At 37.1% G+C, this 13,962-nt stretch carries 12 protein-coding genes; 9 read left to right on the top strand and 3 right to left on the bottom strand.

The window, feature by feature from the left end; all coding sequences use genetic code 11:
* Nucleotides 1-175: 175 nt before the first annotated feature.
* Both RGB74_RS17930 and RGB74_RS17925 read right to left on the bottom strand, forming a co-directional pair.
* Entirely contained in the window at nucleotides 176-847 is a 672-nt protein-coding gene (locus tag RGB74_RS17930; protein WP_310760627.1) for a 5'-methylthioadenosine/S-adenosylhomocysteine nucleosidase family protein, read from the bottom strand.
* Between the two features lie 376 nt (nucleotides 848-1,223).
* Nucleotides 1,224-2,324, bottom strand: coding sequence for a PRK06851 family protein (locus RGB74_RS17925; RefSeq protein ID WP_310760626.1), 1,101 nt, complete (start codon nucleotides 2,322-2,324; stop codon nucleotides 1,224-1,226).
* A gap of 918 nt (nucleotides 2,325-3,242) precedes the next feature.
* On the opposite strand from RGB74_RS17925, the gene RGB74_RS17920 reads away from it, so the two are divergent.
* From RGB74_RS17920 to RGB74_RS17890, 7 genes are all read left to right on the top strand, one after another.
* Nucleotides 3,243-5,009, top strand: a complete 1,767-nt coding sequence (locus RGB74_RS17920; protein ID WP_310760625.1) for a helix-turn-helix domain-containing protein — start codon at nucleotides 3,243-3,245, stop codon at nucleotides 5,007-5,009.
* A gap of 113 nt (nucleotides 5,010-5,122) precedes the next feature.
* On the top strand, nucleotides 5,123-6,424 hold the full coding sequence (locus RGB74_RS17915) for a M20 family metallo-hydrolase (RefSeq protein ID WP_310760624.1): 1,302 nt from the start codon (nucleotides 5,123-5,125) through the stop codon (nucleotides 6,422-6,424).
* Between the two features lie 23 nt (nucleotides 6,425-6,447).
* The gene (locus tag RGB74_RS17910; protein WP_310760623.1) at nucleotides 6,448-7,632 is read left to right on the top strand and encodes a M20 family metallopeptidase; all 1,185 of its coding nucleotides are present in this window, start codon (nucleotides 6,448-6,450) and stop codon (nucleotides 7,630-7,632) included.
* 21 nt (nucleotides 7,633-7,653) lie between these two features.
* Nucleotides 7,654-7,857: a DUF3311 domain-containing protein gene (locus RGB74_RS17905; protein WP_310760622.1), complete on the top strand. Its 204-nt coding sequence runs from the start codon at nucleotides 7,654-7,656 to the stop codon at nucleotides 7,855-7,857.
* Nucleotides 7,854-9,326, top strand: a complete 1,473-nt coding sequence (locus tag RGB74_RS17900; protein ID WP_310760621.1) for a sodium:solute symporter family protein — start codon at nucleotides 7,854-7,856, stop codon at nucleotides 9,324-9,326. The genes RGB74_RS17905 and RGB74_RS17900 overlap by 4 nt, the downstream gene beginning before the upstream one ends.
* A 429-nt stretch (nucleotides 9,327-9,755) precedes the next feature.
* Complete coding sequence (locus tag RGB74_RS17895) at nucleotides 9,756-10,421, top strand: 5-bromo-4-chloroindolyl phosphate hydrolysis family protein (RefSeq protein ID WP_310760620.1); 666 nt, start codon at nucleotides 9,756-9,758, stop codon at nucleotides 10,419-10,421.
* Complete coding sequence (locus RGB74_RS17890) at nucleotides 10,408-11,586, top strand: toxic anion resistance protein (protein ID WP_310760619.1); 1,179 nt, start codon at nucleotides 10,408-10,410, stop codon at nucleotides 11,584-11,586. Before RGB74_RS17895 ends, RGB74_RS17890 begins: the two co-directional genes overlap by 14 nt.
* 42 nt (nucleotides 11,587-11,628) lie before the next feature.
* On the opposite strand, the gene RGB74_RS17885 is transcribed toward RGB74_RS17890, so the two are convergent.
* On the bottom strand, nucleotides 11,629-12,162 hold the full coding sequence (locus RGB74_RS17885; protein WP_310760618.1) for a GNAT family N-acetyltransferase: 534 nt from the start codon (nucleotides 12,160-12,162) through the stop codon (nucleotides 11,629-11,631).
* A 181-nt stretch (nucleotides 12,163-12,343) separates the two neighbouring features.
* Here RGB74_RS17885 and RGB74_RS17880 point away from each other — a divergent pair, with 181 nt between their 5' ends.
* Nucleotides 12,344-13,090: a L,D-transpeptidase family protein gene (locus RGB74_RS17880; protein ID WP_310760617.1), complete on the top strand. Its 747-nt coding sequence runs from the start codon at nucleotides 12,344-12,346 to the stop codon at nucleotides 13,088-13,090.
* 122 nt (nucleotides 13,091-13,212) lie between these two features.
* Entirely contained in the window at nucleotides 13,213-13,947 is a 735-nt protein-coding gene (locus RGB74_RS17875; protein WP_310760616.1) for an NERD domain-containing protein, read from the top strand.
* The last annotated feature ends 15 nt before the right edge of the window (nucleotides 13,948-13,962 follow it).

The following is a 13,962-nucleotide window of genomic DNA, read 5'->3' as shown; positions in this document are numbered from 1 at the left end:
AATTAACACACCAAAAAAGCTTGGGATTGTTATTAAATGTCCTTATTCAATTAAAGCCCCCGTTAGTATAAGTACATTTTTTCACAATCTTGCTATTGAAAGTATAACAAAGGAGACTCCATTAAAAGAAAAGTCTCATCAACAATCACAATCTTTCTATTTATTTCAAATTTATTTAAATAAATCTCTTTAAATATTCACCAAATATTTTGTTCATAACTTTGGGGGTGTTTTCTAAATAAATATTAATTTGTTCAATGTTCGATTCGAATTTATCAGAGTTACTATCTTCTGTTGGAAAATCAGATATTCCTTTAATGATGATGCATTCAACATCATTCTTCTTACAGATATAAGCAATTGCACCCGCTTCTGTATCGGCTATTGTTATTTCGTTTTCTTTAAGTTCTAAATAGTCCTTCCACATAACTACTGCTTTATCAGCGGTGGCAATTGTTCCGATATAAAAATCATTTCCATATTTTGATAAATCAATATCGACTATGAAGGATTGTTTAATAAAAGGCTCAATTTCTTTTACTGTGCAATCATATTGGACGGCTTTATCGGGTACAAAAATATCCAAATTTCTGAACTTATTATCTATTCCTGCACATGTTCCAGCAACGATTACTTTAGTTAAATTAAATTTAGAAATCATATACTGATTACCACCAACACCATTTACTTTTCTTACACCTGTACTATAAAAAACAAGCTCAGTATCATTAATTGTTCTCATGAAATACTCACCATAAGGATAACCAAAACGTTCGTTATCCTTTATGCTAAAGTATTCCAATGTCGCTTCATATTCCCACTTCGTCGCTATACTTATTCCTATCATTGACTTATCACCCTACTTTTTTGTATATAAAAAACTTTATTATCCATTAACACTGACTTCTTGCAAATCCATAATTATATAGATTTTTTAAGCTAACCTGCGCCGCTAATTGAAGAACTGAATTTTCATAATCATTAAGTATATTTCACCACATAATGTTATAAATCCTTGAGTTTTCTAGGAATAGTATAAAATCACATCTCAAATAACAAGTAAAAAAGCACCCTAACTCGCACGATGACATTATTTATTGTCAAGTCGTTATTCAGGGTGCTATTTGTTATGCAATTTTATTGTTATTATCTTATAAAAGGTTGCAGTGTTTCTCCAAGGAAACGGAACTACTTATAAGCAATGACGGCTGCTTATTAAATAATTATTTTTGCCTTGCAACTGCCAGCTTTTCAATTTCTTGATCTACCTGTTCTTGAATCTCAGAAATTTTACTAAAGTCCATCGCACCGATATAGTAGTTTTCTAAATCATCGTGCTTTCGCTTAGCCTTTGCTAAAAAGCTGATGGCTTCTTTCATTTTATCTGAGTAACGGCCACTGATGTTTTTCAGCTCGGCAGCATGTTTTTCGTCTGTGCCAGGTGTGATTGTTTTTGCGTACATGTCGATGATCGTATCGCCAGCACGTTCAGGGAAGTACTCATGTGGTGCCGTACTGTCGAAAATCGCAAAGCCCAGCTCTCTGACAATAATCATATCCAGACTGTTTGGATCGAAACCACAATGATAAACTTCAACATCATAACCAGATTCCTCTGCCTTAGCAGCGAGTTTTTTCAATAACGTAGACTTGCCTGAGCCCGGCCGTCCTTTTATAAAAAAACGTTCCTTCAAGCCTTCGGTTAAATTCGGCACATGATCGACAGCTCCTTTAGGAGTTGCAGCACCTAAAAAGCGATGAAAAACATTTGCTTGCCGGTTTACTTTTTTCGCAAAAAAAGTGCTTATCAATTCATCAGTAAGTTCATCGGCTTTGCTGTAATCCATACTTTCGATATAAATCTTTTCCCATTCGTCATGGACGAGAAGAGCTTCGTGAAAAATGGAATAAGCCCGCGCAAAATCATCGGAAATCGATTCAGATAGCTGCAGAATCTCATCCTTTTTTTCTGCGAGCAGCACAGAATCCCACGCCGCACCGAGGTTAACGTATTCTTCTAATGCACCTGGAGCTTTAGGTTCAATAACGTGTGGAGAAGTTCCGTCAACGATTCCAACTTTCAGGCCGCGTAAAATAACACCATCGATCGAGCCGTTGTCAGATGCACAGTGAATGTATTCCACATCGTATCCGATATCGTTCCACTTTTTTCCGATTGCCTTCATCAATGTAGACTTGCCAGTTCCCGGTCCGCCTTTTAAAATAAACAATCGTTCCAGTCCGCTAAGATTGGATTCAAATAAATTATGGAACCCTCTTGCAGTATTTCCGCCAGCATAATAATTTAATATTTTTCCTGCCAAATTAAAAACACTCCTTCCGAAAATAAGGTGTATTTCTCAAACAGTCTATGTAAACAGGTCGGAATAGGTGAATGCCTAAAATGTATTTAATTATTAGATTGTTGAAATATGATGAAATATAAAGGAATTGTACGAAAAAAAAAGGACGAGTCTAATAAGTGGAATAAAAGCACCTTAAATCACATAATATTGATTATTCTGAATATTTGAATAATCTTTAGAATAAGTTAAAGTATAGTTAACAAATGAAACACAAACTTCATTAAAAGGAAGGCGTGATTCCAGTGAAATAGGTAAGCGAAGCATATCAACATCACATCCAGTTAGAAGTCAGCCCGTGATAACTGATTTCGAGATGTGTGGGTATGCGGGGACACGCAGCAACTCTCAGTGAAAGAGGGTGATTCCAATGACACACGTAAGCGAAGCATATTATAATCACATCCAGGTAGAAATCAGCCCGTGAAAACTGGTTTCGAGATGTGTGGATATGTGGGGACACGTGAAACACTTAATGAAAGGTTAGATTCCAATGACGTATGTGAGCGAAACATACTAGGATCATGTTGCAAAAGAGAATAGTCGGTGAAAACTATTTTCGCAATATGTGAGTATGTGGGAATTTACCGAGGAAAATGAAAATTTATTCTAATGCAAGGCAATTGATTGAAACGAGTGACAATTAATTGAAGTCTAGTTATTTAAAAAGTAGCTAGCACATGTGTATTAGTAAGAAAGGAAAGAACGTATAAGTGAATAAGGTTAATTTAAGTTAAAGGCGCTGTCTATGTATGGTACACATATTCAGCGTCTTTGTTTTGTTTATGCGTACATAATTGACTACAAAAATTGGTACCCACTTATCAATCTAAATTCTTTATAATGAGAAACAAATGAATTGTAAAAGAGGTGGGGCTAATGAGATCTGAAAAACAGTTAGTGAGTTTAATAAATGCGGCCCGCGTTCTTACATCTACTCTGGATTTGGACATTGTGCTAGATAAACTCATTAGTGAAGTTCTAAATGTAATAGATGGAGCTGAGGCTGTAATCTTATTTATTTATGACAAAAAACGAGAAAAACTAGTAATCAATAAGTGTATCGGATTTGACCAAGAGTACATGCAGCATATAGAACTAAATCTTGACGAAGGAATGACAGGGAAAACCTTCACTACACGAAAAGCGCAGATCTTCAGTCACATTAATGATACGACAAAAGGTATGGAAAACATTCAACCTGGAAATCAAGAAAACTTTCATAGGGCTCTACGTACATTACACCACTTTCCGAAAAGCACAATTTGTGCACCTCTGCTTTCCAAGGAAGGCTGTCTAGGGGTTTTAACAATTGACAGCTTCTCAGAGGATATGCTTTTTGATCAGCAGGATTTGCTTATCTTAGAGACTTTCGCAAATCAGGCTTCAATTGCTATCGAAAATGCAACTTTATTTTCACAACAAGAACGATCAAAACAGATACATTATGAACTTGCACAAGCTTCTATCTCTCAACAAGGATTAGAAAAGGTATCTGAGACCCTTGCCAAATTAATTAACCGGGACGTATGCTTATTCAATGAATTTTTGGATTTTACTGTCGCATCATCAACCGACGCCAAACAACATGGGATAAACGCGGCTAAAGAGCATTCATCTCTTTTTAATAAAATAATTCAAGGTTATCCGATAATGCATGAGCAGATTAATCGAGGTTCAATTTTTCTTTTTCCGATTAAAACGGATAAAGTAGTTATCGGGGTAATTGCTATATTCGGTGAAATGAAAGATAACCTGGATTCTCTTGATGAGATTGCAATCGATCTTGCTAACAATATTTTCGCACTAGAATTAATGGGACAAGAAAGAATGTTGTCTGACCTTTATAAATATGAAGGGTACCTGTTAGAACAACTCCTTAATCATAAATTGGATTCATTTACTCAACCACAACGAAATATTGTAGGCATTTCAAATAAAAATAAATATTTATGTGTTAATATCCAAATTTCGAATCAGTTGCTCCCTTTCCAAGAGTTAAGCAGCAAAAGGCAATTGTTTAATCGTCTTCTGTACCGTGAACTGCAAAAGCTAGAGTATAAAGTGTTAATGCTCGATCGGAATATGGAATACGATATTCTTGTAATTATTCATAATAAAAAAGAAGAAGATAAAGTGATCCAGATGCTTTCTGATTTTTTTTCGACCATCAACCACATGTTAAAAGAAATGACTTCTTTCGTATTTCATGTTGGTATAGGGAGAGTTTTTAATAGGCTAAATGAAATAGGCAGTTCTAATCGTGATGCGATTAGATGTGTCGAATTTCTTAAGATGCATAATAGTGGTGATGTTGTTTTTTCTTATCAGGAGCTGGGCATCTATCGCCTTTTCTTAAAACATGATCGAGAGGAACTGAAGGATTATACTATGGATCTCCTCGGCCCTCTTATCATCTATGATGAAGAGCATGATACAGATCTAGTTAAAACATTAAACACTTTTCTTGAGTGCCAACAAAACATGACGCTAACGGCTGCGAAAAGCTTTGTACATTTAAATACGATAAAATACCGGTTACAAAAGATAAAGGGAATTCTAAAAATGGATAAGCTTCAGGGAAAAGAATTATTTGAACTGCAGTTAGCCATTTATCTTGATAAATATTTAAAATTGAATAATTAGCTGATTTGGACAAATAGAACAGATTCTATTTGTCTCTTTTTTATATTTTCAAAATATACTGACTATTCTATACTTTTATAATTAAGACAAGATATTTTACAAGGGGGCAGTACATGCTTGCAACGGAAACAAATATCATTAAAGAAAGACTGCTCAAAAGTTACAACATAGAACTGGATCACTCAGGAATCTCGGGTGAGAGGATAGCAGAGCGCTTAAACGAGATATCAAAAATAGGATTAACTGAAGACAATGGTTCCAATCGGATCGGCTTTTCTAAAGAGGAAAGAATGGCAAAAGAACTTGTGAAAAGCTGGATGGAAAATGCTGGTCTAAAAGTTAAGGAGGATGGAGCAGGAAATATATTCGGACGATTGGAGGGGGATAATCCAAATTCAACAGTACTTTCGGGTTCACATGTTGATAGTGTACCTAACGGTGGTCACTTCGATGGTCCACTGGGGGTCATTGCAGCTCTTGAGGTTGTAGAAGCTTGGAATGCAGCAGGATATAAACCAAAGAGATCATATGAAGTCGTTATTTTTTCAGATGAAGAAGGATCAAGATTCAACGGAGGGTTAAGAGGGAGCCGAGCTTTCTGTGGCGAACTCGACATGAAAGAAGAAGAACAAAAAAAAGACTCAAATGGCGATCCTTTTCAAAAAGTCATTGAGAGTGATGGACTGACACTCCAAAGCTTTATGAATACTAAACGAGACTTAAAAAAAATAAAAGCATTTGTAGAAATTCATATTGAGCAAGGGAAAATACTTGAAAAACAGAACGTTCCGGTTGGAATTGTTTCAGGAATCGCAGGACCATCTTGGCTGAGAATTACATTTCATGGAGAATCAGGCCATGCAGGAAATACTCCGATGAACGATCGAAGTGACGCTTTAATTGCAGCAAGTGACTTTATTGGACATGTGAGCCTGCTGCCTCAGCAAGTGAGCAGGACAGCTGTTGCAACTGTGGGGAAACTACACGTTTATCCGAATGGTGTAAATGTTATTTCTGAAAAAGTAGAGCTCTATGTAGATATACGTGATATTCAACAGCATACACTCGATTCATTAACGGATTTAATTAAGAGAAAGGCTGTTGAAATTGGTGATCTCCATAAGATCAAGGTGGACTTTGAACAGACTTTAAATGTATCTCCTGTACCGATTGATGAAACGATGCAAAATATACTTATCGAAAACGTAAAGAAACTCGGAATCAAACCTGTTCTGCTGCCAAGTGGTGCCGCACATGACACGATGGTTTTGGGTCGCAATGTACCTTCAGCCATGATTTTTGTAAGAAGCAAAAACGGTATCAGCCATAGTCCTAAAGAATGGACCACGCTTGATGATTGCGTACAGGCAATCCATGTATTAAAAAGTGCAATTGAGTCTTTAGTATCGGAGTAACAAATATGAAAGGAGAGGTGAAGATGACAGTAAAGACGAAAACATTTGATCATTTAGTCGACGAGGTGTCTGAACAAGTAACCAAATGGAGACGTTACCTGCATGAGAATCCTGAATTATCCTTCCATGAGGAAAATACCTCCCAATTTATATATGAAACATTAGACTCATTTGACGGTATTGAACTTTCACGCCCAACAAAAACAAGTGTTGTAGGAAGAATTATTGGTAAACGTCCCGGAAAAATTATAGCGATTCGAGCAGATATGGATGCCCTTCCGATTCAAGAGGAGAATTTAAGTGAATATGCCTCTAAGAATCCCGGAGTAATGCATGCTTGCGGACATGATGGACATACAGCCATGCTTCTAGGTGCCGCAAAAGTATTATCAGGATTAAAAGAAGATATTCAAGGTGAAATCAGACTCCTTTTTCAACACGCAGAAGAATTGTATCCAGGCGGAGCAGAGGAAATGGTTCAAGCAGGAGTAATGGAGGGGGTCGACTCTGTTATCGGAGCACATTTATGGGCACCAATGCCGATTGGGAAAATTGGAGTAGTCTATGGACCAATGATGGCAGCGCCAGATACATTTTATATTACTGTGAAAGGAAAAGGGGGCCATGCAGCACTCCCGCATCAAACGGTTGATTCTATTGCCATTGCTTCACAAATCGTGACAAACCTTCAACACATTGTTTCTAGAAATACAGACCCACTTGAACAGCTTGTTGTATCCGTTACGAAATTTACAGGTGGGACTACCCATAATGTAATTCCTGGTTCTGTAGAAATTTTGGGTACTGTTCGCAGTTTTGATTCAAATATACGACAGAACGTTCCGAAAATGATGGAGCGTGTTGTAAAGGGGATCACGGAGGCACATGGAGGTGACTATGAATTTAGCTATGAATTTGGATATCGCCCTGTAATTAATGACCATAAAGTAACAGAAGTTATTGAGAATACGATACTTGAAGTTTATGGGGAAGAAACGCTTGATCGAATGAAACCGAATATGGGTGGTGAAGATTTTTCAGCTTACCAGCAAAAGGCTCAAGGAACTTTCTTTTATATTGGTGCAGGTAATAAGGAAAAAGGCGCAGTATATCCACATCACCATGCAAGGTTTGAAATCGATGAAGATGCCTTGGAAAAAGGGGTTCGTATTTTCGTTCATGGCGCTTTTAAATTGTTAGATCAATAGAACACTTGGGAGGTTTAGGGGATGAATATACTAATAAAATTGTTAGCTTTGATACCATTTGCTGGACTATTAGTCGGAACTTATTTTGCCAATAAAGTCACTCCTTATCTTTTCGGAATGCCCTTTTTGCTCGCTTATTGTGTCATTTGGGTTGTTATCACTACGGTTCTAATGACGATCATCTACAAACTCGATCCGAAAAATAAGGAAGGTGAAGCGCAATGAATTCAGCACTAATCATTATATTTGCTGTTATGGTCATGTCGATCTACTTGGGAATCCGAGCGAAGAAAGGGAAAGATATGGATCTTGAGCAGTGGACAGTTGGTGGCAGAGGATTTGGAACCATCTTTGTGTTTCTGCTTATGGCTGGAGAGATCTATACAACGTTTACGTTCCTTGGAGGAAGTGGATGGGCATATGGAAAAGGCGGACCAACGTTTTACATTATTGGTTATGGATGTCTTGCCTATATTATGTCTTACTTTTTACTTCCAAAAATCTGGCGTTATGCAAAGGATAACAAACTTTTATCACAATCTGATTTTTTTGTTAGTAAATACAAAAGTCCATATTTAGGGATACTCGTATCTTTAGTTGGTGTTGTTGCTATGATTCCTTATTTTGTTCTACAACTAAAGGGACTAGGTATAATTGTATCCGAAGCATCTTATGGAACGATCTCTCCTACTGTTGCCATCTGGATCGGATTAACCGTTGTCACAGTTTATGTAATGGTATCTGGTATTCACGGATCTGCTTGGACGGCTGTCGCAAAGGATATTTTGATTCTAGTCGTTGTTTTATTTCTAGGAATCTATTTGCCGGTTCACTATTATGGAGGCTTTCAACCGATGTTTGAGGCTGTTGAAGCAGCCAAACCAGGTTTCCTTGCTCTTCCTTCAACAGGAATGAGTCCATCATGGTTCGTGACGACAGTTCTTCTAACGGCACTTGGATTCTATATGTGGCCACATACATTTGGTTCTGTTTATTCAGCGCAAAACGAAAAAGTCTTTCGAAAAAATGCAATCTTCATGCCAATTTATCAATTAATTCTTGTATTTGTCTTCTTTGTTGGTTTTGCAGCCATTCTTCAGGTTCCAGGTTTGGAAGGCCCTGCTGGTGATTTGGCTCTTTTAAGAATTTCAATTCAAACCTTTGATCCATGGGTCGTTGGAATTATTGGTGCTGCTGGAATTTTAACTGCTCTTGTTCCGGGTTCTATGATATTAATGGCTGCGGCGACACTATTAGCGAAAAATATTTATCAAGTATTGAATCCGAAAATCAGTGATCAACAAGTAGCGAATACAGCTAAATATCTTGTTCCCGTTGTAGCATTGATTGCCGTATTTTTTACTTTTAAAGGCGGAAACACACTCGTTACACTTCTTTTGATGGGGTACAGTCTTGTAACACAGCTATTCCCAACATTAGTGCTTAGCTTAACGAAAAGAAACTTTGTGACAAAACAAGGTGCGTTTGCTGGTATTATTACAGGAGTAGCAACTGTCGCGTACATTACTATCTCCGGCTCGACTGTAGGCTCTTTGCTCCCGTTCCTGCCTCAAGCGATAAAAGACTTTAACGTAGGAATCATTGCCATGATCATTAATGTAGTTGTCCTTGTCGTTGTGAGCTTAGTAACAAAACCAGTAGCTGTTACGAGCCGTAAAACGGAAACTGCATAACGAAAAATAAGGCTGTTTTCCAGAAGTTCATTTAAAGGACTTTTTGGTGACAGCCTTTTTCTTATTGTTTAGAGTTGTTTTGCGGTTCATTATTTATTAAGAATTAACTCGGATCCACATAAATGTGCTGTGATGCCACATAAACAGCTTGCGAATCCTTATAAAAACCTCCTGAATCTACATTAACCTCTCCTAAACCAACATAAATCAACCATAACTACACATAAGCTCATTATTTGTTAATCACATATACGCCTCAAGTCTTAGAAAACATTACATCTTGAAGCTATGGGCATTTTAGGAAGGGAGATGTAAGGTAATAATAGAAAGATAATATATGGAAACTTTTTTCACTTTATACGAAACTCCCAAACTTGTACTTACGTATGTATAGAGTAGAAAGAAGTTTGACGTCAGGAGTCGATTATTATGAACGGTTTTTTATCCTTTTTACTCCGCATGATGATAGCCGTACCAGCATCCATCGGGATATGGAGTATCGGTTATCTATATTTGAATCAAACGTATCTCCTAGCATCAGGAATTTCTATAGCAGGAGGAATTGTTGCATATACAGCAGCTGGGGCACTTTCCAAGCATCGATTTCTAGCGAAACATCAGCTCACAAGAAGAGAGTATAAATACATCAAGCAAAATATAGACGAAGCAAAACCAAAGATTCATCGTCTGCAGAAGAGCTTGCTTTCTATTCGGGATTTGCCGTCTTTGAAGCAAAGAGTTGAACTCGTCCGTGTCATCAGAAAGATTCAGAGCTTAACAAAAAAAGAACCTCGCCGATTTTATCAAGCTGAACAATTCTACTTCTCTCACTTGGATTCAACAGTTGAACTGACGGAAAAGTATATGTTTCTATTGTCTCAGCCCAAAAAAAGTGCAGAGATTACAAAGTCATTGGTCGAAACGAAAAGTACGCTGAGTGAGCTGAAAACGTATATTGAGAAGGATTTATACGACGTTCTATCTAATGATATAGAAGAGCTGAATTTCGAGATCGATGTCGCAAAGAACTCGATCCGGTCACTTAAAGAATCACAATTTATAAAAAAGGCAGGAGATATTCATGAGCGAAAATAATGCACCCCTGTTTAAAAACGATGATGCGAACTTAATGGATGAGCTATTGTCAAATCCGTTCGGAGATAATAAGAAAGAATCAGCGATAACAGAAAATCATAACGAAAATAAGCAGATCAGACTCATCGATGTGCTTCCTGAAGAGAATAAAGAAAAAGCGTATCAGCTGGCAAAGCAGATAGATCCTACGAATCATCAAACGATGATTACATACGGAGCACCTGCTCAAGCGAAATTATTATCATTTTCGAACACGATGCTAGAACATGTGAAAAAGAAAGACACAGGACAGATCGGAGAAATCATTAATGATTTAATGAGAAAGCTTCATGATGTGAATCCTGAAGAACTAAAGTCTACAAAACCCACTTTAATTAACCGCATGTTTGGAAAAATTTCAGGATCAGTTCAAGAAGTGCTATCAAAGTACCAAAAGACTGGGGCACAAATTGACCGTATTTCCGTAAAGCTAGAGGGCAGCAAAAACGTACTGATGTCAGATATTGTGATGCTGGAGAAGCTTTATGAAAACAATAAAGAATACTTCCAAGCGCTCAATGTATACATTGCAGCCGGAGAATTGAAGCTGGATGAACTGAATCAAGTCACGATTCCAGAGATGAGAAGAGTGGCAGAGCAAACGAACGATCAGATGAAGTATCAAGAAGTAAACGACATGGTCCAGTTTGCCGATCGATTAGATAAAAGATTGCATGATTTGAAGCTTAGCAGGGAGATCACGATCCAAAGCGCCCCACAGATTCGTTTGATTCAAAACACAAACCAAGCACTGATCGAAAAAGTTCAATCATCGATCATGACAGCAATTCCGCTATGGAAAAATCAAGTGGCGATTGCGCTCACACTCATCAGACAGCGAAATGCAGTAGAAGCCCAAAAACAAGTTTCAAAAACGACGAATGAACTGCTGTTAAAAAATGCAGAACTGCTTAAGACGAATACGATCGAAGTCGCAAAAGAGAATGAACGCGGTTTGATCGATATTGAGACTTTGAAGAAAACACAAGAAAACTTACTATCTACTCTAGAAGAAACTCTTCGTATCCAAGAAGAAGGACGAATGAAGCGAAGGCTTGCTGAAGAAGAACTCGCAACAATGGAGATTGGATTAAGACAAAAGCTGCTGGAGATTAAAGGGGAATAAAGTAGAGAAGGTACCTGTAGAGATGCAGGTACCTTTTTCCGTTTAGATAAACAGCCCCATCGCGATCGTACCGTAATATTGTCCTCTTATGAAATTATCTTTTTTCATAACGCCTTCAACCTCAAAGCCTAACTTCTTATATAGCTCAATCGCCACGACATTATCTTCTCGCGTAACAAGGCTGATCTTTTTCGTAATGCTGTTCTGTTTAGCGAACTCGATCAATTCGTTCATTAGAATTTTCCCTAAGCCTAAACCAGTGTAAGCTTCTGAGATTACGATTCCTAGTGTCCCCACATGCTTGGTTCTTTCTTTTTGTGAGGAATTAACCGTTGCGATACTCACGATCTGAGAGTCAATCGTTGCAAGCAGCATAATGGAATTCTCTTCTATTGAAACCGTTTCGATATACGCCTCATATTCTTCTCGTGTCTTCTTAAACTCATCTTTTCCGAAAGAAAGAAAATCTGTTTCACCACCGACCACATTATAAAAATCAATCATGTTTTGGGCATCTTCTTTATTAACTTTTCTGATCTCAACTTCTAAATTGTTTTTCAGCATAATTTTCTGCATCTATTTCAACTACTTTCTCTTATTGATCCTTATTTTAAATATAACCTATCAGTCTATTCATGGTACAAGCTTAATATTCATGATTTTTTTATTAAAATTTTTACAAAATAAGCATGCAGATCCTATTACCTCGCATAGAATATGAGGATTTTAAATTTTTCAGAGGAATAGGAGCGAAGGAATGAAGACGAAAAAAATAGTTTCTGCGTTACTTATGTTTTGTTTAATGTTCTTTTTTGTTCAGCCGGCCACAGCCGAAGCTTCTTCTTTAATCATAATAAATAAGTCAAACAACCAGCTGGCGTATTTCGAGAATAATAAAGTAGTAAAAACATTTAAGGTAGGGACAGGACGACAGCCTTCTTACACACCGGAAGGAAAGTTTAAAATAGTGAACAAAATCGTAAACAGGCCTTATTATACAGGGAAAATACCAGGGGGAGATCCAAGAAATCCTTTAGGAAACCGCTGGCTGGGACTAAATGCAAGAGGAACGTGGGGAACAACGTATGCCATTCACGGAAACAACAATGCAAGTTCAATAGGAGGATATGTGAGTGCAGGCTGTATTCGTATGTACAATAATGACGTGCAATGGCTATACGCCAGAATTCCAGTGAACACGCCAGTTATTATCACGACTTCCGGAAAAACATTTACAGCCATCGCATCAGCAAACGGTTATAAAGTGACGAATGGATCAACTGTACCTGTTTTCTCCATTTATAATTTGAAAAAAGGAAGCAGAGGGGCTGAAGTCAGAGAACTTCAAAGCAGGCTCACAAACTTAGGATACAGCACAAAAGGGATCGATGGCATATTTGGCGCCAACACAGATGCTGCCGTACGTAAATTCCAAAAAGCAAAGAAACTAAAAGTAGATGGAATCGTAGGACCAGCAACGAAAAAAGCGCTGGGGATGTTTTAATTAAACAGTTGTTTAAAACCCTTGTCGATTGTGATAAGGGTTTTTTCGTTGAGAGATCTATTTTGAAAGTGGAATGAATGGTAAAATTTAACTAAAAGAGAGTTGGTTGGGGGGATCATTGTATGGGTTATTTCTTATTATTAGTCTTTATTATGGCGATTGCTCTTAAGTCACCATATATCAAAGGGTATATTGGTGAAATGGTTGTAAACAATCAGTTAAAGAAGTTAGATCCAAATAATTACATAATCTTAAAGGATGTACTACTAACAAAAAAGGATGGTACAACTACACAGGTTGATCATATTGTTGTATCTATTTTTGGTGTTTTTGTAATTGAGACTAAAAACTATCAAGGTTGGATTTTTGGAAGTGAAAAGAGCCAGTATTGGACACAAGTAATTTATAAAAGAAAACAAAAGTTTTATAATCCAATTAAACAAAACAAAGGACATGTCACCTCGATAAAAGATTTAATTTATGACGATACCATACCTATTAGATCAATCATTGCTTTTAGTAACAGTTGCAAATTAAAGTTAGAGCCCACTGAAACCAAAGTCGTTTACATGAAATATATTACTACGACTATTCATAGCCACTTTCAACAGGTTATGAGTCAACATAACATGAAGGTAATAGCTGAGTTGATATCAAAAGGTAACATGAAAGATAGAACTATACGAAAAGAACATGTTAAGCAGATTAAAACAGATCTTCGTGTAAAAAAACAAAAAATAAATCAAGATACTTGCCCATCTTGCGGAAGCACCCTCGTTAACCGAAAAGGAAAATACGGTTTTTTCAAGGGCTGCAGTAATTATCCAAAATGTAGATTTGTTAGTCGTGGAGCATAAAAAGGTAGAAACTAG

The sequence above is a fragment of the Bacillus sp. NEB1478 genome (genome assembly GCF_031582965.1).
In the GTDB taxonomy this organism is placed as follows: Bacteria; Bacillota; Bacilli; order Bacillales; family Fictibacillaceae; genus Fictibacillus.
The sequence above is the reverse complement of the archived record's forward strand: the minus strand, read 5'-3'. Positions and strand labels throughout refer to the sequence as shown.